Origin of the sequence: Pseudomonas sp. 8BK, assembly GCF_902506475.1 — a bacterium.
GTDB classification, from domain to species: domain Bacteria; phylum Pseudomonadota; class Gammaproteobacteria; order Pseudomonadales; family Pseudomonadaceae; genus Aquipseudomonas; species Aquipseudomonas anguilliseptica.
Genome location: NZ_LR733252.1, coordinates 1628351 through 1645555 on the forward strand (window position 1 = coordinate 1628351; position 17205 = coordinate 1645555).

Consider the following 17205-nt stretch of genomic DNA (forward strand, 5'->3'; position numbering starts at 1 on the left):
GTGTTTCTGTGGCGATAACCGGGCCGTGCGCAGGCGACGGCCCGTGGTGTGGGTCAGCTACTGCTCAGGCGGAAACCGATTTTCAGGGTGACCTGATAGTGGCCGACCTTGCCATCAACGATATGCCCGCGGGTTTCTACCACCTCGAACCAGTCCATATTGCGTACCGACTTGGCGCATTCGGTCAGGGCATTTTCGATGGCGTCCTCGATACTGACTTTCGAGGAACCGACGATTTCGATTTTCTTGTAGGTGTGATGGTCGGACATGGGCGTTCTCCACAGGTTGATGATTCAACGCTAGTTGAGTCGCCAAGGTTCTGCCTGCGGTCGCTTCAACCTTGCAGTTCGTGACGTAACCACTCGGCCAGTAGTTGCGCACGTTTATCCAGGCGCCGCGCCGGCACCCACAGGGACAGGCGTGCTGAGGTTTCGACAAAGCCCCAGGGCGCGACCAAGCGACCGCCGGTCAGGTCGTCGGCCACCAGTTGTTGCGGTGCGATGGCGACGCCCAGGCCGGCGGCCGCGGCTTCCAGCAGGTAATACAGATGCTCGAAACCCTGGCCGAGCTTCAGTGCGCTGGCATCCAGCCCGTTGCTGGCGGCCCAGCTGGGCCAGGCCTGCGGGCGCGAGCTGGTATGCAGCAAGGGTTCACCGAGCAGCGCAGCAGCGGGAGCCTGATGCAGTGCGGCGAACTGCGCATAACGCGGGCTAAGCACCGGGCCGATACGCTCCACAGTCAATTCATAGACCTGCATATCCGCTGGCCACGGCGGTTCGGCGAACCACAGGGTGGCGTCCACGCCGCTGCGCCGCGGGTCCAGATCACCTTCGCTGGCGGACAGTTGCAGGCGCAGTTCCGGCAGTTCGCGGTTAAGCCGGTCCAGACGCGGGATAAACCAGCGCGCCAGCAGGCTGCCCGGGCAGGCCAGGACAAACGGTGCATCGGCCTGACCCTGCTGCAGCTCGGCGCAGGTGCTGCGCAGGCGGTTGAACAGTTCGGCGCTGACATCGCGCAGGCGAATGCCGGAATCTGTGAGTTTAAGGCCACGACCTTCCTTGCTGAACAGCGCTACACCCAGGTGCTCTTCCAGGCTGCGCACCTGCCGGCTGACCGCGCCATGAGTTACATGCAGTTCGTTAGCCGCCTGGCTGATGCTGTTCAAGCGCGCCGCTGCTTCAAAGGCGCGCAAGGCGTTTAGCGGTGGAAGGTCGTGGCTCATCTGTGAGTTTTCCTGACAGGTTGCGGCGATCTTATCGCTTTTGCCGCGCGCGCCACAGTTTTATCCTGTGCCCACTGCCGTAGACGCGGGCATCACTGCCCGCCAAACGCGCCCGAATTTTCTGAGGAGAACGCCATGACTTCCTTGCGCACTGGCCCTGACGCCAACGGCCTGTTCGGCTCGTTCGGCGGCCAATATGTTGCCGAAACCCTGATGCCGCTGATCCATGACCTGGCCGAAGAGTACGAAAAGGCCAAGCTTGACCCCGAGTTCCAGAAGGAGCTGGCCTACTTCCAGCGTGATTTCGTCGGCCGCCCAAGCCCGCTGTATTTCGCCGAGCGCCTGACCGAGATGTGCGGCGGCGCGAAGATCTACTTCAAGCGCGAAGAGCTCAATCACACCGGCGCGCACAAGATCAACAACTGCATCGGTCAGGCCCTGCTGGCCAAGCGCATGGGCAAGAAGCGCATCATCGCCGAGACCGGCGCCGGCATGCATGGCGTGGCCACCGCCACCGTGGCGGCGCGTTTCGGCATGGAGTGCGTGATCTTTATGGGCACCACCGACATCGATCGCCAGCAGGCCAACGTGTTCCGCATGAAGCTGCTGGGCGCCACCGTGATTCCGGTGGTCGCCGGCACTGGCACCCTGAAAGATGCGATGAACGAAGCGCTGCGCGACTGGGTAACCAACGTGCACAACACCTTCTACATGATCGGCACCGTGGCCGGTCCACACCCCTACCCGGCGATGGTGCGCGACTTCCAGGCGGTGATCGGCAAGGAAACCCGCGAGCAGATCCTCGCTCAGGAAGGCCGTCTGCCCGACAGCCTGGTGGCCTGCATCGGCGGCGGCTCCAACGCCATCGGCCTGTTCCACCCCTTCCTCGATGACAAAGACGTACAGATCGTCGGTGTTGAAGCCGCCGGTTACGGCATCGAAACCGGCAAGCACGCCGCCAGCCTGAATGGCGGCGTACCCGGCGTGCTGCACGGCAACCGCACCTTCCTGCTGCAGAACGACGACGGCCAGATCATTGACGCCCACTCGATTTCTGCCGGCCTCGACTATCCCGGCATCGGCCCTGAGCACGCCTGGTTGCATGATGTCGGCCGGGTTGAATACACCTCGGTGACCGACGACGAAGCCCTGGCTGCGTTCCACACCTGCTGCCGCCAGGAGGGCATTATCCCGGCCCTGGAAAGCGCCCACGCCCTGGCCGAAGCCTTCAAGCGTGCGCCCACCCTGCCCAAGGAGCACCTGATCGTGATCAACCTGTCCGGGCGTGGCGACAAGGACATGCAGACCGTTATGCACCACATGGAAAACACCGTGCAGGAGAACCACTGATGAGCCGCCTGCAAACCCGCTTTGCCGAACTGAAACAGCAGAACCGCGCCGCCCTGGTGACCTTCGTCACCGCCGGCGACCCGAATTACGACGCCTCCCTGGCGATTCTCAAGGGCCTGTCCAAAGCCGGGGCTGATGTGATCGAACTGGGCATGCCGTTTACCGACCCGATGGCCGATGGCCCTGCGATCCAGCTGGCGAACATCCGCGCGCTTGAAGGCGGTCAGGACCTGGCGCAAACCCTGCAGATGGTCCGCGCGTTCCGCGAAGGCGAGCAGGTGACGCCGCTGGTGCTGATGGGCTACTTCAACCCGATCCACAAATACGGCGTTGAGCGGTTTATCGCCGAGGCCAAAGAAGCCGGTGTCGATGGCCTGATCGTCGTCGATCTGCCGCCCGAGCATAACGCTGATCTGTGTGATCCCGCCCAGGCGGCGGGCCTGGACTTTATCCGCCTGACCACCCCGACCACCGACGACAAGCGTCTGCCCAAGGTGCTCAATGGCAGCTCCGGTTTCGTCTACTACGTCTCGGTCGCCGGCGTGACCGGTGCCGGCTCGGCCACCCTGGATCATGTCGAGCAGGCCGTTACCCGCCTGCGTCGTCACACCGATCTGCCGCTGTGCATCGGCTTCGGCATCCGCACCCCGGAGCATGCGGCGACCATCGCGCGTCTGGCTGACGGCGTGGTTGTCGGCTCGGCGCTGATTGATCAGATCGCCAATGCCAGCAGCCACGAGCAGGCGGTGGATGGCGTGCTGAGTCTGTGCAGCCAGCTGGCTGAAGGCGTACGCAGCGCGCGTGGTTAAGCGCAGGCTTGGAGGGTGGATGACGCTTCACCCATCCACCGCTGCATTGGTGGATGAAAACAGCGTCATCCACCCTGCACGTTACACGCTCTGATCCTCTCTGCATGGTCGAGGAGCTTGCGAGCGGGCCGCTGCCTGGCGTCCAATAGCCCACCCCTTGCTCTAGAGTCTCGCCATGTCACGTTCACCTGTAGCTCGCAAACCCCGCGCCAGTAGTCAGAGCCGCATCGCCGGTATTCTGGTCGCTGCCCGTGAGTTGCTGGCCGAGCAGGGCGTAGCTGGCCTGTCGATCTACAGCGTGGCCGAGCGCGCGCAGATTCCGCCGTCTTCGGTCTATCACTTCTTTGCCAGTGTGCCGGCCTTGCTGGAGGGGCTGACGGCGGATATCCACGGCGCGTTTCGCGCCTGCCTGCAGGAACCTATCGAGCATGCGCAGCTGCGTGACTGGCGTGATCTGTCGCGTTTAGTGGAGCAGCGCATGCTGGCGATCTACGCCGCCGATGCCGCTGCGCGCCAGTTGATTCTGGCGCAGCATGGGCTGGCGGAAGTGACTCAGGCAGATCGGCAGCACGACATCGAGCTTGGGCAGTTGATGCAGCAGTTGTTCGATCACCACTTTCCGTTGCCGCAGCTGCCGGAGGATGTTGATGTGTTCGCCCTGGCCATGGAGTTGGGCGACCGCGTCTATGCGCGCTCGGTGCAGTTGCACGGCGAAATCACCCCGCGTATGGCTGAGGAAGGTATGCGGGTGTTCGATGCCTATCTCAGCCTCTATCTGCCGCCCCATCTGCCAAAAAGGGCGCTATAAGCGCCCTTTTCAATCTCTGTGAAGATTCGTAGGGTGGGTTAGGCGCTTATTACATGGCTAAGGGCTGGTGCGCATGTGGCTGCGCCGTAACCCACCAAATGGGTTGATGCCGCTTGGTGGGTTACTCAGCACTCGCTTACCGCAGTCTTTCGTAAGTCACGCGCCAGGTGCTGCTAACCCACCCTACATAAGCGGTAAGTCCTACAGCGCCTTTTCAAATACCTGCGAGTTACGCTGGTAGTTGTACAGCGAGGCGCGCGCAGCCGGCAGGCGGTCGACACTGCTGGGCATAAAGCCGCGTTCGCGGAACCAGTGGGCCGTGCGCGTGGTGAGTACGAACAGGGTCTTCAGGCCCTGGGCGCGGGCGCGCTCCTCGATGCGTTCGAGCAGCTCATCGCCGCGTCCGCCATGGCGGTAGGCCGGATTCACCGCCAAGCAGGCCAGCTCGCCGAAATCCGAGTCGGCAATCTGGTACAGCGCGGCGCAGGCGATGATCAGCCCTTCGCGTTCGACAATGCTGAACTGTTCGATCTCGCGCTCCAGCACCTCGCGTGAGCGGCGCACCAGAATGCCCTGGTCTTCCAGTGGGGTGATCAGCTCCATCAGGCCGCCAACATCCTCGATGGTCGCTTCGCGCAGCGATTCGAACTGTTCCTGCGCCACCAGGGTGCCGTTGCCGGTGCGGGTGAATAGCTCACTGAGCAGTGCGCCATCTTCGGCATAACTGACGATATGACTGCGGCGCACTCCGGCCTTGCAGGCTTCGGCGGCGGCATCCAGCAGTTCAGCCTGGTAGCTGCTGCCCAGGCGCAGCAAGTGCGCGGGCACCTGCTGCGGGCGCAGTTCACGCACCAGCTTGCCGGCTTCGTCGAGCAGGCCGCACTCGGCGCCGAACAGCAGCAGCTTGTCGGCGTCCAGGTCGATGGCGGCGCGGGTGGCGACGTCTTCGCAGGCCAGATTGAAGATCTCCCCGGTGGGCGAGTAACCGAGCGGTGACAGCAGCACGATGCTGCGCTCATCCAGTTGGCGGTTGATGCCCTTACGGTCGATGCGCCGTACTTCGCCGGTGTGGTGATAGTCGACGCCATCGACCACGCCGATCGGTCGCGCGGTGACAAAGTTGCCGCTGGTGATGCGCAGGCGCGAGCCCTGCATCGGCGAGCGCGCCATATCCATCGACAGGCGTGCTTCGATGGCGATGCGCAGCTGGCCGACGGCATCGATCACACATTCCAGGGTCGGGCTGTCGGTAATCCGCAGGTCACGGTGAAAGCGCGGGGTCAGGCCGTTGCTGGCCAGGCGCGCCTCGATCTGCGGACGCGAGCCGTGTACCAGCACCAGCCTTACGCCGAGGCTGTGCAGCAGCACCAGGTCGTGGACGATATTGCCGAAGTTCGGGTGGGCAACACCCTCGCCCGGCAGCATCACCACAAAGGTGCAGTCGCGGTGGGCATTGATATAGGGCGAAGCGTGGCGGAGCCAGTTGACGTGGTCGTGCATTGCTTGAAGAACCTGTGTCGAATACGGAACGCATGGGAAGGGCGCAGAGTCGCGCCAGGCGGCAGCCGAGAGCAGCGGTTTTATCGTCGCAGTTGGGGCAGCTTCACGCGTTCTCTCCTCCGGATGACTCAGGTTGTTTGGCTTGCAGGCAGTAATGTTCGATCAGCTGTTGCAGCAGACGCACAGTAGGCTGCAAACGTGACATTTCCAGGTACTCGCCGGGCTGGTGGGCGCAGTCGATATCGCCGGGGCCGAGTACCAGGGTTTCGCAGCCAAGCTGCTGAAGATAAGGCGCTTCGGTGGCAAATGCCACCGCTGTGGCGCTATGCCCGGTCAGGCGCTCGGCAATGCGCACCAGTTCACTGGTTGCGTCTTGCTCGAAGGGCGGCACACTGGGGAACAGTGGGGCGAAGTCGATCTTCACCTGATGCTGCTGAGCTAACGGTTGCAGCTTCTGGCGAATAGCCGCGCGCAGGGCTTCCGGCTGCATGCCCGGCAGCGGGCGTAGGTCGAACTCCAGTGAGCACTGTCCGCAGATGCGGTTGGGGTTGTCGCCGCCGTGGATGCAGCCGAAGTTCAGCGTCGGCGTGGGCACGCTGAATTGTGGGTTGTTGTATTCGCGCTGCCATTGCGCACGCAGGCCACGCAGCTCCAGCATCACGTCCTGCATCGCCTCCAGGGCGCTGTGGCCGAGGTTCGGGTCGGAAGAGTGGCCGCTCTGCCCGAGAATATCGATGCGCTCCATCATGATGCCCTTGTGCAGGCGAACGGGCTTGAGGCCGGTCGGCTCGCCGATCACCGCGGCGCGGCCCAGCGGCCGTCCGGCCTCCGCCAGGGCGCGGGCGCCGGACATCGAGCTTTCTTCATCGCAGGTGGCGAGAATCAGCAGCGGCTGCTGGAAAGGTTGCGTCAGCAAGGGTTGCACGGCTTCGATGATCAGGGCGAAGAAACCCTTCATGTCGCAGCTGCCGAGGCCCACCCAGCGGCCGTCGACTTCGGTGAGCTTGAGCGGGTCGGTCTGCCACAGCGCGGTGTCAAACGGCACGGTGTCGCTGTGGCCGGCCAGCACCAGGCCGCCGGGGCCACTGCCATAGCTGGCGAGCAGGTTGAATTTGCCGGGGGAGACTTGCTGCACATCGCAGGCGAAACCGAGGTCGCCGAGCCAGCTCGACAGCAGCTCGATGACGGCGCGGTTGGACTGATCCCAATGCGCCTGGGTGCAGCTCACCGACGGGGCGGCGATCAGGGCGGCGAACTGGTCTTTGAAAGAAGGCAGGGGCATTGGTCATCTCCGCAAGCGAGGCCCATCATAGAGCCATCGCCTGCGCAGATAAAACCGTGCAGCGGGTGTTTAGAGGAAAACACCGCGCAGGATGTAGAAGAACATAATCGACAGCGCGGCGCCCACGGGCAGGGTGATCAGCCAGGACATAAAGATCTTGCCGATCACGCCCAGGTTCAGTGCGCCAATACCGCGGGCCAGGCCGACACCGAGTACCGCGCCGACCAGGGTGTGGGTGGTGGACACTGGCAGGCCGATGGCCGAAGCACCGACCACGGTGGTGGCGGTGGCCAGTTCAGCGGCGAAACCACGGCTTGGGGTCAGCTCGGTGATTTCCTTGCCGATGGTGGCGATCACCTTGTAGCCATAGGTGGCCAGACCAATCACGATACCCACCGCGCCGAGCAGCAATACCCAGCCAGGCACGGCCGACTTGGCGCCAACGGCCATCTCGCCGCCGGACTGGATCACCCCGACAATCGCTGCCAGTGGGCCGACTGCGTTGGCCACGTCGTTGGAGCCGTGGGCAAAGGCCATGGCGCAGGCGGTGAAGATCATCAGTACGGCGAAGACCTTCTCCACGCTGGCGTAGTGGAAGTTCTTGTCCGCTTCGACGTCGATCTTGATCCGACTGAGCAGGACGATACCCAGCAGCATGACCAGGCCGCCAACACCCAGTGAGAGGAAGAAGCCTTCAGTGGCGGAGAGGTTCAGGCCGATATGCTTGAGGCCCTTGGTCAGGGTCATGACGCTGACCATAAAGCCGGTGGCAAACATATACATCGGCACAAAGCGCTTGGCGTTTTGGAACGGATGATCGGTGTCGATAATCAGCTTCTGTACGCTGACAAACAGGCCGAAGGCGACGATACCGGACAGCACCGGAGACACTACCCAGCTGGCCACGATCGGGCCCACGCCGTCCCAGTGCACAGCGTCCATGGACACGCCAACGGCCGCGAAGCCGATGACCGCGCCGACGATCGAGTGGGTGGTGGACACCGGCCAGCCTTTGGTCGATGCCACCAGCAGCCAGGTGCCGGCGGCCAGCAGGGCCGACATCATGCCCAGCACCATCAGATCTGGGCTGATCATCGTTGCATCGACGATACCGCTCTTGATGGTTTCGGTGACTTGGCCGCCGGCCAGGTAGGCGCCGGCGAACTCGAAGACCATGGCAATCAGGATCGCCTGTTTGATGGTCAGGGCTTTGGAGCCCACCGAAGTACCCATGGCGTTGGCCACGTCGTTGGCGCCCACACCCCAGGCCATGAAAAAGCCGAAGAGACAGGCAAGCAGCAGCAATACGAGGCCGTAGTCCGCAATCAGAGACATAAATAATTAATCCGTAGATTCCAGAAAGGACACTGGCGCTTAGCGCGCCAGCAGTTGTTCCAGTCGGTTGCCGACACGTTCGGCACGATCGGCTACGTCGCCGATCCATTCGATGATCTTGTAGAGGAACATCACATCGACAGCGGGAAGGTCCTTCTCCAGTTTGAACAGCGCACGCCGCACTTCGATCTGCATCTTGTCGGTGTCGCGTTCGATCTGTTCCAGCTCCATGACCATGGATTCGACCAGCGCCGCTTCACGGCCACCAAAGCCGGTTTCCAGCAGCTCGTCGAGCTCGTTCATGGCTTTCAGGGCCTGGGCGCTGGCATCCACGGTGCGTTGCACAAAGGCGCGCATCAGTGGCTGCAGAGCCTGCGGAATAGCCATTTCGCGGCCGAGCATCAGGCCGGCGATGTCCTTGGCGCGGTTGGCGACTTTGTCCTGTACACTCAGCAGCTCAAGCAGATCCGAGCGCGGTACGGGCAGGAACAAGCTCTTGGGCAGGTGCAAACGCACACTTTTCTTGAGCTTATCGGCCTCATGTTCGAGGCTGGCCATTTCCTGTTGTACCTGTTCCACCTTGGCCCAATCTTCCACCATCACGGCTTCGAAGAAGGGCACCAGATTGGCTGCGCACTCGTGGGCTTTGGCAAAGTGCTTTTGCATCGGCCCAATCGGTGAGCGGCCAAACAGGCTGGCAAATGGATTGACTGGCATAGGGTGAACCCCGGCGTTAAGAAGGCGGCAAGTATACGGATCAGTCCGCAGGCTCGCCAGCGCAGGTAATCGGACTGTCACAATTTCATAGTAGGCGTTGATCCCCACCATCATGAACAAAGAAACCGAAATCAAACTGCGGGTTAGCCGTGCAACTCTGGCCGCCCTGCGTGATCACCCGTTGCTGAAGAAGCGCAACAAGAGTGGTTGGGAGCAGCGCGAACTGTTCAATCAGTACTTCGACACCCCCGAGCGTGACCTGGCTGCGGCCAAAGTGGCCCTGCGTGTGCGCCGCGATGGCGAGCAGTTTATCCAGACCCTGAAAACCCGTGGGCAGAGCGTGGCCGGCTTGTCGGAACGCAATGAGTGGGACTGGTATCTGGCCAAGGCCAAGCTGGACCTGAAGAAACTTGATGACAGCTGCTGGCCGGTGGCTCTGGCCGAACTGGACAAGAAGCAGCTGGTGCCGATCTTCACCACCGACTTTATCCGCGAGAAGGCGGAAATCGCCTGGGGCCGTGGCAAGGCCAAGGTAGTGATCGAAGCCGCGCTGGACCTGGGCAAGGTGATTGCCGGCGAAGGCGAAGAAGAAATCTGCGAGCTGGAGCTGGAGCTGCGTCAGGGCGAGCCTGACGCGCTGCTGGAACTGGCCGCTGAGTTGGCCGCCGACCTGGCGCTGATGCCCTGCGATATCAGCAAGGCCGAGCGTGGTTATCGCCTGTTCGATGCTGGCAGCTACAGCCTGAACCTGCCGGCACCGAGCCTGAGTGCGGAATCCAGCCTGGATGACAGCGTCGCGGCACTGGGTTGGCATCTGCTGGGCAGCAGCCAGCGGCTGGCCGAACAGTACCGTTTCAATGGTCACTGGCGTTTGCTGGTCGAATGGCTTGAGCAGCTGGTCGGCTTGCGTGCGTTGCTCAGCAGTCTGGGCCAAGCCGCACCGCGTGCCAGCAGCCATGGTTTGCGTGAACTGCTGGATGGTTTGCTGCTGGAATGGCGCCCGCGCGTGCTGGCCGGTCAGGACGATGACAGCCTGCGCAAGAACGCCCCGGCGTTGTTTGCAGCTGAGCTGCAGGGCAATCGCTGGGGCCTGTTCTCGCTGAACCTGTCGCGCTGGCTATTGGCCCGCAGCTGGACGGTGGAGCGCAACAACCGGGGTAATCGCCAGGGCGCTGCGCCGCTGGGCAACTGGTTGCCGACGTTGATTGCCGAAGAAGGCGCCGCCCTGCAGTTGCGTCGCTATCAGCAGCAGCCGGAAGATCTCGCCGAACAGCTGCCGCGCATTGAGCGTTTGCTGGTCTGGCTGCATCTGGCCCGTGGGGTGTTGGAAGTGCCGGAAGTCGACCGCCTGTATGGTGAACTGAACAAGCTGGCGGAACTGGCCAATCAGACCATCGACCCGGAAGTACTGGCTGCGCGCAAGGCGCAGCTGCTGACCATAGGTTCGTTAAGGGCCTGGCGTCAGCTGGTCAAGTAAGGCCAGCAACGTTCTGTAAGAGGGGCTGGGCGTAGCGGCGAGCTTGTTGTTCTTGTCGCGGCTACGACTGCATGGATGCAGGAGGTAGTGCGAAGCAGGATGCCCGAGCCGAAAGCCCCTCCCACATCTCTGTTTTTCACTCAACTGCCATCGCGAAAGCGCGTCCATACGGCATCGCGGGTAGCACTGTGCTTTTCCGGCAGGGTTTCCAGCGGGTGCAGGCGGCGTTTGGTGTCGCGGTCCGGGTAGAGGTCTGGCTGGTTGCGCAGGGCCTCGTCGAGAAACTCGCGGGAATCGGCGTTGCCGCTGGGGTACAGGGTTTCGGCAGTGATCAGTGCGGCGACCTTGGGCTGCATCAGGTAATCGATAAAGCGGTGGGCCAGGTCGACGCGCTTGGCGCTGCTGGGAATCACCAGGTTGTCGATAAACAGGATCGAACCTTCATCCGGTACCAGGAAGCGCACGGGCTGACCCGCATCGGCAGCGGCCAGTGCGTCGCCGACCCAGGCCATGGCTACGCACAGCTTGCCCTGATTGAGGTCGTCGATATACCGCTCGCTGTCGACATAGCGCAGATTCGGCCGCAGGCCATCCAGCACACGACTGGAGCGCTCGATGCGGCTCGGTGCGCTGCGCGCCAGGCTGCGGCCCTGGTAATTGAGCAGCAGGGTCAGGGTCTCGTCAGGAGCGTCCAGTACGCTGATACCGCAAGTGGCCAGGCGTGAGCTTTGCTCGGCATCGAACAGCAGGCTCCAGCTATTGGGCAGCGGGCCGCCAAAGGCTGCTTCGGCCTGCGGCGTGTTGATCGCCAGGCCGACTGCGCCCCACAGATAAGGCAAGGCGTGGTGGTTGGCCGGGTCGAGGGCGACCAGGGTGCTGAGCAGCTGTTTGTCGAGATGCTTGCGGTTGGGCAGCAGGTTGAAATCCAGCGGTTGCAGGGTACCGTTCTTGATCATCGCCGGCAGGGCGTCGTGCGACGGCACGGCAACATCGATGGCTTCACCGCTGGCCAGTACCGTTTGCAGTTCTTCGGCGGTGCTGAAGGTGTGGTATTCCACGCGGATGCCGGTTTCGGCCTCAAAGTCCTTGAGCACCTGTGGGGCGATGTAGTCGTTCCAGTTGTAGACGCGAATCACTTCTTCGGCGCTGGCCAGCAGCGGCGTCAGGGCAAGCAGCAGTGAGGCAAACAGGCGAGGCATGGAGATCTCCTGAATAGGTTGATGTCGCGTCAGCAGGAATTCGCGGCGCAGGTTGTCCGTCATCACGCCGAGGCGTGAAGCAATGGGCAGGTGCTGAGCAACGCGCGGAATAAAAATCGCCCGCAGGGTGGCCGCCATGGATGACAGGCCATAAAAAACGCCGGCTCAAAGGCCGGCGTTGGGTGTTGCATCAAACCGTGTGCAAGTACCAGTTGTATTCGAGGTCGGAGATCGAGTTTTCAAACTCGGCCAACTCGCTTTCCTTACAGGCGACGAAGATATCGATGTATTTCGGGTCGATATAACGGGCCAGCACTTCACTGTCGTCCAACTCGCGCAAGGCATCGCGCAGGTTGTTCGGCAGGCTCTGCTCGTTCTGCTCGTAGGAGTTGCCTTCCACCGGTGCGCTTGGTTCGATCTTGTTGGTCAGGCCATGGTGCACGCCCGCCAGTACGGCCGACATCAGCAGGTAAGGGTTGGCATCGGCGCCGGCAACACGGTGCTCGATGCGCACGGCATCAGCCGTGTCATTCGGTACGCGCAGCGCTACTGTGCGGTTGTCGATGCCCCAGCACGGCGAATTCGGCACGTAGTACTGGGCGCCGAAACGACGGTAGGAGTTGACGTTCGGGCAGAGGAAGGCCATCGAGGCCGGCATGGTTTCCAGCACCCCGCCGATGGCGTGGCGCAGGGCGTCATTCTGCACTGGGTCGTCGCAGGCGAAGATGTTGTTGCCCTGCTTGTCGAGAATCGAGATATGCACGTGCAGCCCGTTACCCGCCTGGTTGGGGTAGGGCTTGGCCATGAAGGTGGTGTCCATCTCATGGTCGTAGGCGATGTTCTTGATCAGGCGCTTGAGCAGTAGCGCGTGGTCGCAGGCCTTGATCGGGTCGGCGACGTGGTGAAGGTTGACCTCGAATTGCGCTGGGGCGCTTTCCTTGACGATGGCGTCAGCAGGGATGCCCTGCTCCTTGGCGCCTTCGAGGATGTCCTGCAGGCATTCGGCGTATTCGTCGAGGTCATCGATCAGGTACACCTGGGTCGACTGTGGGCGTTTGCCCGACAGCGGCGACAGCGGCGGCTGTGGACGGCCGTTCACGTTGGCCTGGTCGATCAGGTAGAACTCGATTTCAAAGGCGGCGCAGATGGTAAGGCCCAGTTCGTCGAACTTCGTAACCACCTGGCGCAACACTTCCCGTGGGTCGGCAAAGAACGGCTCGCCTTCCATTTCATGCATGGTCATCAACAGCTGCGCGGTTGGGCGCTTCTGCCATGGCTCATTGCTCAGGGTGTTGGGGATGGGAAAGCAGACCCGGTCGGCGTCGCCGATATCCAGACCCAGGCCGGTGCTTTCCACCGTCGAGCCGTTGATATCCAGGGCGAACAGCGAAGCCGGGAGATTAATGCCGCGCTCGTAAACCTTATGCAGGCTCGCACGCTCGATACGCTTGCCGCGCACCACACCATTCATATCTGCGATCAGAAGGTCGACGAACAGGACCTCAGGATGTTTCTTAAGGAACGCGTTCGCTTCGTTAAGCTGAACGGCACGCGGGGGTACCGACATGATGCAACACCTTTTTTGTTAAAAATATCAATCATGCAACTGCACGGGTGTGAGTCAATCTTAAACACCAGATGCTGTCAAGAGAGGCGCATTTTGCCCCAAAAGGGGGCTCGGTGGCCAGTTTTAGGGCATTACAGGGCAGTGCAGCCCTGCTCAAAGCCTTGCCTGCCGGGGTGCTCAGTCGGGTGTGTTCAATTTTTTACATGACTATTGTGAAAAAAAATGAACAAGGCTAAGCTCGGTCGAAACCCATAACAGCAATAAAACGGGTGTCTCATGTCGCGCCAGCCGATTATCGGCGTTAGTGCCTGCACCAAGCAGATCGGGCACAACATCTACCACACCGCAGGCGATAAATACTTGCAGGCCATCGTTCAGGTGGTTGGCGGTATGCCAGTGATCATTCCCGCACTGGGCGAGCAGCTTGATCAGGCTTACCTGTTGCAGCACCTCGATGGCCTGGTGTTTACCGGCTCGCCATCCAACGTTGAACCACACCACTATGCTGGCGATGCCAGCGAACCCGGCACCGCCCATGATCCGGCGCGTGACAGTACAACCCTTCCTTTGATTAAAGCAGCAATTGCCGCCGGTATCCCGGTGCTCGGCATTTGCCGCGGCTTTCAGGAGATGAATGTGGCCTTCGGTGGCGCGCTGCACCAGCGTGTACACGAGGTTGCAGGGCTGATGGATCACCGCGAGCCCGGTGACCTGCCCGCAGAACAGCAGTATGGCCTGCGTCACGCGCTGCATGTGCAGCCGGGCGGGCTGCTCGCCGGCATCGGCTTGCCGGACGAGATTCAAGTCAATTCCATTCATGGCCAGGGCGTTCAGCGTCTGGCGCCGGGCCTTCGCGTAGAAGCACTGGCGCCTGACGGGTTGATCGAAGCCTTCTCCGTCGAAGGTGCCAAAAGCTTTGCATTGGGGGTGCAATGGCACCCTGAATGGCAGGTACGATCCAACCCGAATTATCTCGCCATCTTCCAGGCCTTTGGTGAGGCTTGCAGGAAGAAGGCGGGGCAACGCTGAGCCGACTATATATAGGTCGGCTCTCACCAACCCTGAGGTCTCTATGAGTACCAAACTAGACCAGCTTTCGAGCTGGCTGAAAGAACGCAAAATCACCGAAGTTGAATGCCTGATCAGCGATCTTACCGGCATTGCCCGTGGCAAGATTTCGCCGACCAACAAGTTCCTCGACGAGAAGGGCATGCGCCTCCCCGAGAGTGTGCTGCTGCAGACCGTGACTGGCGACTACGTCGAGGACGACATCTATTACGACCTGCTCGACGAAGCGGACATCGATATGTTCTGCCGCCCGGACGAGAACGCCGTATTCCTCGTGCCCTGGGCCATTGAGCCGACTGCGATGGTGATTCACGACACCTTCGACAAGCAGGGCAACCCGATCGAGCTGTCGCCGCGCAACATTCTCAAGAATGTGCTCAAGCTCTACGCGGACAAGGGCTGGAAGCCAATCGTCGCGCCGGAAATGGAGTTCTACCTGACCAAGCGTAACAGTGACCCGGATTTCCCACTGGTCGCCCCGATGGGCCGTTCCGGTCGTCCGGAAGTGGGCCGTCAGTCGTTCTCCATTGATGCCGCCAACGAATTTGATCCGCTGTTTGAAGACGTGTACGACTGGTGCGAAATCCAGGGCCTGGATCTCGACACGCTGATTCATGAAGACGGTCCGGCGCAGATGGAGATCAACTTCCGTCACGGCGAGGCTCTGCACCTGGCCGACCAGATCACCGTGTTCAAGCGCACCATGCGTGAAGCCGCGCTCAAGCACGATGTGGCCGCCACCTTTATGGCCAAGCCGATTACCGATCAGCCGGGCAGCGCGATGCACATCCACCAGAGCGTGGTGGATATCAAAACCGGCAAGAACCTGTTCTCCAATCCGGATGGCAGCATGAGCGAACTGTTTATGCAGCACATCGGTGGTCTGCAGAAATACATCCCCGAGCTGTTGCCGCTGTTCGCACCGAACGTTAACTCGTTCCGCCGCTTCCTGCCCGATACCTCGGCGCCGGTGAACGTCGAATGGGGTGAAGAGAACCGCACTGTGGGCCTGCGTGTACCGGAAGCCGGGCCGCAGAACCGCCGCGTGGAAAACCGCCTGGCCGGTGCCGATGCCAACCCTTACCTGGTGCTGGCGGCTTCGCTGCTGTGCGGCTACATGGGCATGGTCGGCGACTTCAAACCGAGCGCGCCGGTCAAGGGCCGCGCCTACGAGCGTCGCAACCTGCGCCTGCCGATCACCATCGAGCACGCCCTGGAGCGCATGGAAGCCTGTAAGGATGCGGAGAAATACCTCGGCGACAAGTTTATGCGCGGCTATGTCGCGGTGAAGCGCGCCGAGCACGAGAACTACAAGCGGGTCATCAGTTCCTGGGAGCGTGAGTTCCTGCTGCTGTCGGTGTAACCGTCAGGTGGCTGGCGTGGGTGATCCCTGCGCCAGTCACTGCCAAGAATTTTTATCGGGCTGCAACGCGCAGCCTGTGTAAGCAAGGTGTCGTTATGAACAGTCAAGTGACCAACCCGAAAACCCGCGAGTGGCAGGCCATGAGCCGCGAACACCACCTCGCGCCGTTCAGCGATTTCAAACAGCTGGCGGAAAGTGGGCCGCGCATCATTACCCAGGCCGACGGCGTGTACCTATGGGACAGCGAGGGTAACAAGATCCTCGATGCCATGGCTGGGCTCTGGTGTGTGGCGATCGGCTATGGTCGCAAGGAGCTGGCAGACGCCGCCGCGAAACAGATGCAAGAGCTGCCCTACTACAACATGTTCTTCCAGACCGCCACGCCGCCCGCGCTGGAACTGGCCAAGGCGATTTCTGAGCTGACTCCGGCCGGCATGAACCACGTGTTTTTCACCGGTTCGGGTTCGGAAGGCAACGACACCATGCTGCGTATGGTGCGCCATTACTGGGCGATCAAGGGGCAGCCGAACAAGAAGGTGATCATCAGTCGGGTGAACGGTTACCACGGCTCCACCGTGGCTGGTGCCAGCCTGGGTGGCATGCAGTACATGCATGAGCAGGGCGACCTGCCGATTCCGGGCATCGTGCACATCCCCCAGCCGTACTGGTTCGGTGAAGGCGGCGATATGAGCCCCGAAGCGTTCGGTATCTGGGCCGCCGACCAGCTGGAGCAGAAGATCCTCGAAGTCGGCGAAGAGAATGTCGCCGCCTTTATTGCCGAGCCGATCCAGGGCGCAGGCGGCGTGATCATTCCGCCGGACAGCTACTGGCCGCGCATCCGCGAAATCCTCGCCAAGTACGACATCCTGTTTATCGCCGATGAAGTGATCTGCGGTTTCGGTCGTACCGGCGAGTGGTTCGGCAGCGATTATTTCGGCAACACCCCGCACATGATGACTATCGCCAAAGGCCTGACCAGCGGCTACATCCCCATGGGCGGGCTGATCGTGCGCGACGATATCGTCGAGGTGCTCAACCAGGGCGGAGACTTCAACCACGGTTTTACCTATTCCGGGCACCCAGTGGCTGCTGCGGTGGCCCTGGAGAACCTGCGCATTTTGCGTGAAGAAAATATTGTTGAACGGGTCAAGGCAGAAACGGCACCGTACTTGCAAAAGCGTCTGCGTGAGCTGGCCGACCACCCGCTGGTGGGTGAGGTGCGTGGCGTCGGCATGTTGGGCGCCATCGAGCTGGTGCAGGACAAGGCCAGCCGCAAGCGCTTCAGCGCAGATGTGGGCGTTGGCATGATCTGCCGCGGTCACTGCTTTAATAATGGTCTGATCATGCGCGCCGTAGGCGACACCATGATCATTTCGCCGCCGCTGGTAATCAGCTTTGCTGAGATCGACGAGCTGCTGGAAAAGGCCCGTAAATGCCTCGATCTGACCGCTGCAGAGGTGCTGGTTTAAGGTTTAATAATCTTTGGTTTCAGATGCTTACGTCTGAAT

Annotated in this window: 15 protein-coding genes; 7 read left to right on the forward strand and 8 right to left on the reverse strand. The window is 61.5% G+C overall.

The features are described 5' to 3' along the window. Positions 1–53: 53 nt before the first annotated feature. On the reverse strand, positions 54–269 hold the full coding sequence (locus tag ACIN8IBEIGE_RS07420) for a dodecin (protein ID WP_160014086.1): 216 nt from the start codon (positions 267–269) through the stop codon (positions 54–56). Positions 270–334: 65 nt separating this feature from the next. Then, positions 335–1222, reverse strand: coding sequence for a LysR family transcriptional regulator (locus ACIN8IBEIGE_RS07425; RefSeq protein WP_160014087.1), 888 nt, complete (start codon positions 1220–1222; stop codon positions 335–337). 135 nt (positions 1223–1357) lie between these two features. Between ACIN8IBEIGE_RS07425 and trpB the strand changes: the two genes are divergently transcribed. From trpB to ACIN8IBEIGE_RS07440, 3 genes are all read left to right on the forward strand, one after another. Beyond that, positions 1358–2572 carry a tryptophan synthase subunit beta gene (gene trpB, locus ACIN8IBEIGE_RS07430; RefSeq protein WP_160014088.1) on the forward strand — a complete coding sequence of 405 codons (1215 nt, stop codon included), beginning with the start codon at positions 1358–1360 and terminating at the stop codon, positions 2570–2572. Beyond that, complete coding sequence (trpA, locus tag ACIN8IBEIGE_RS07435) at positions 2572–3381, forward strand: tryptophan synthase subunit alpha (RefSeq protein WP_160014089.1); 810 nt, start codon at positions 2572–2574, stop codon at positions 3379–3381. The genes trpB and trpA overlap by 1 nt, the downstream gene beginning before the upstream one ends. 175 nt (positions 3382–3556) lie before the next feature. Next, positions 3557–4189: a TetR/AcrR family transcriptional regulator gene (locus tag ACIN8IBEIGE_RS07440; protein ID WP_160014090.1), complete on the forward strand. Its 633-nt coding sequence runs from the start codon at positions 3557–3559 to the stop codon at positions 4187–4189. 201 nt (positions 4190–4390) lie between these two features. On the opposite strand, the gene argA is transcribed toward ACIN8IBEIGE_RS07440, so the two are convergent. From argA to ACIN8IBEIGE_RS07460, 4 genes are all read right to left on the reverse strand, one after another. Next, positions 4391–5689 (reverse strand): amino-acid N-acetyltransferase, encoded by a 1299-nt coding sequence (gene argA / locus ACIN8IBEIGE_RS07445; protein ID WP_160014091.1) that lies wholly within the window; start codon positions 5687–5689, stop codon positions 4391–4393. A gap of 103 nt (positions 5690–5792) precedes the next feature. After that, positions 5793–6971, reverse strand: coding sequence for an acetylornithine deacetylase (gene argE, locus ACIN8IBEIGE_RS07450; protein ID WP_160014092.1), 1179 nt, complete (start codon positions 6969–6971; stop codon positions 5793–5795). A gap of 69 nt (positions 6972–7040) precedes the next feature. Further along, the gene (locus ACIN8IBEIGE_RS07455) at positions 7041–8306 is read right to left on the reverse strand and encodes an inorganic phosphate transporter (protein ID WP_160014093.1); all 1266 of its coding nucleotides are present in this window, start codon (positions 8304–8306) and stop codon (positions 7041–7043) included. Positions 8307–8345: 39 nt separating this feature from the next. Then, positions 8346–9023 carry a TIGR00153 family protein gene (locus tag ACIN8IBEIGE_RS07460; RefSeq protein WP_160014094.1) on the reverse strand — a complete coding sequence of 226 codons (678 nt, stop codon included), beginning with the start codon at positions 9021–9023 and terminating at the stop codon, positions 8346–8348. 112 nt (positions 9024–9135) lie between these two features. Here ACIN8IBEIGE_RS07460 and ACIN8IBEIGE_RS07465 point away from each other — a divergent pair, with 112 nt between their 5' ends. Beyond that, complete coding sequence (locus ACIN8IBEIGE_RS07465) at positions 9136–10500, forward strand: inorganic triphosphatase (RefSeq protein WP_160014095.1); 1365 nt, start codon at positions 9136–9138, stop codon at positions 10498–10500. Between the two features lie 140 nt (positions 10501–10640). On the opposite strand, the gene ACIN8IBEIGE_RS07470 is transcribed toward ACIN8IBEIGE_RS07465, so the two are convergent. Next, the gene (locus ACIN8IBEIGE_RS07470) at positions 10641–11699 is read right to left on the reverse strand and encodes an extracellular solute-binding protein (protein ID WP_160016333.1); all 1059 of its coding nucleotides are present in this window, start codon (positions 11697–11699) and stop codon (positions 10641–10643) included. A gap of 190 nt (positions 11700–11889) precedes the next feature. Further along, positions 11890–13266 (reverse strand): glutamine synthetase family protein, encoded by a 1377-nt coding sequence (locus ACIN8IBEIGE_RS07475; protein WP_160014096.1) that lies wholly within the window; start codon positions 13264–13266, stop codon positions 11890–11892. Between the two features lie 276 nt (positions 13267–13542). On the opposite strand from ACIN8IBEIGE_RS07475, the gene ACIN8IBEIGE_RS07480 reads away from it, so the two are divergent. The 3 genes from ACIN8IBEIGE_RS07480 (at position 13543) to ACIN8IBEIGE_RS07490 (ending at position 17166) form a co-directional block, all read left to right on the forward strand. Continuing rightward, the gene (locus tag ACIN8IBEIGE_RS07480; protein ID WP_160014097.1) at positions 13543–14295 is read left to right on the forward strand and encodes a gamma-glutamyl-gamma-aminobutyrate hydrolase family protein; all 753 of its coding nucleotides are present in this window, start codon (positions 13543–13545) and stop codon (positions 14293–14295) included. A gap of 43 nt (positions 14296–14338) precedes the next feature. After that, complete coding sequence (locus tag ACIN8IBEIGE_RS07485; protein WP_160014098.1) at positions 14339–15697, forward strand: glutamine synthetase family protein; 1359 nt, start codon at positions 14339–14341, stop codon at positions 15695–15697. Positions 15698–15792: 95 nt separating this feature from the next. After that, the gene (locus ACIN8IBEIGE_RS07490) at positions 15793–17166 is read left to right on the forward strand and encodes an aspartate aminotransferase family protein (protein WP_160014099.1); all 1374 of its coding nucleotides are present in this window, start codon (positions 15793–15795) and stop codon (positions 17164–17166) included. Positions 17167–17205: the final 39 nt, after the last annotated feature.

Excerpts from the sequence above, each read along its gene's own strand:
- ACIN8IBEIGE_RS07420 (WP_160014086.1), bottom strand. The coding sequence starts at position 269 with ATGTCCGACCATCACACCTACAAGAAAATCGAAATCGTCGGTTCCTCG.
- ACIN8IBEIGE_RS07425 (WP_160014087.1), bottom strand. The coding sequence starts at position 1,222 with ATGAGCCACGACCTTCCACCGCTAAACGCCTTGCGCGCCTTTGAAGCA.
- trpB (WP_160014088.1), top strand. The coding sequence starts at position 1,358 with ATGACTTCCTTGCGCACTGGCCCTGACGCCAACGGCCTGTTCGGCTCG.
- trpA (WP_160014089.1), top strand. The coding sequence starts at position 2,572 with ATGAGCCGCCTGCAAACCCGCTTTGCCGAACTGAAACAGCAGAACCGC.
- ACIN8IBEIGE_RS07440 (WP_160014090.1), top strand. The coding sequence starts at position 3,557 with ATGTCACGTTCACCTGTAGCTCGCAAACCCCGCGCCAGTAGTCAGAGC.
- argA (WP_160014091.1), bottom strand. The coding sequence starts at position 5,689 with ATGCACGACCACGTCAACTGGCTCCGCCACGCTTCGCCCTATATCAAT.
- argE (WP_160014092.1), bottom strand. The coding sequence starts at position 6,971 with ATGCCCCTGCCTTCTTTCAAAGACCAGTTCGCCGCCCTGATCGCCGCC.
- ACIN8IBEIGE_RS07455 (WP_160014093.1), bottom strand. The coding sequence starts at position 8,306 with ATGTCTCTGATTGCGGACTACGGCCTCGTATTGCTGCTGCTTGCCTGT.
- ACIN8IBEIGE_RS07460 (WP_160014094.1), bottom strand. The coding sequence starts at position 9,023 with ATGCCAGTCAATCCATTTGCCAGCCTGTTTGGCCGCTCACCGATTGGG.
- ACIN8IBEIGE_RS07465 (WP_160014095.1), top strand. The coding sequence starts at position 9,136 with ATGAACAAAGAAACCGAAATCAAACTGCGGGTTAGCCGTGCAACTCTG.
- ACIN8IBEIGE_RS07470 (WP_160016333.1), bottom strand. The coding sequence starts at position 11,699 with ATGCCTCGCCTGTTTGCCTCACTGCTGCTTGCCCTGACGCCGCTGCTG.
- ACIN8IBEIGE_RS07475 (WP_160014096.1), bottom strand. The coding sequence starts at position 13,266 with ATGTCGGTACCCCCGCGTGCCGTTCAGCTTAACGAAGCGAACGCGTTC.
- ACIN8IBEIGE_RS07480 (WP_160014097.1), top strand. The coding sequence starts at position 13,543 with ATGTCGCGCCAGCCGATTATCGGCGTTAGTGCCTGCACCAAGCAGATC.
- ACIN8IBEIGE_RS07485 (WP_160014098.1), top strand. The coding sequence starts at position 14,339 with ATGAGTACCAAACTAGACCAGCTTTCGAGCTGGCTGAAAGAACGCAAA.
- ACIN8IBEIGE_RS07490 (WP_160014099.1), top strand. The coding sequence starts at position 15,793 with ATGAACAGTCAAGTGACCAACCCGAAAACCCGCGAGTGGCAGGCCATG.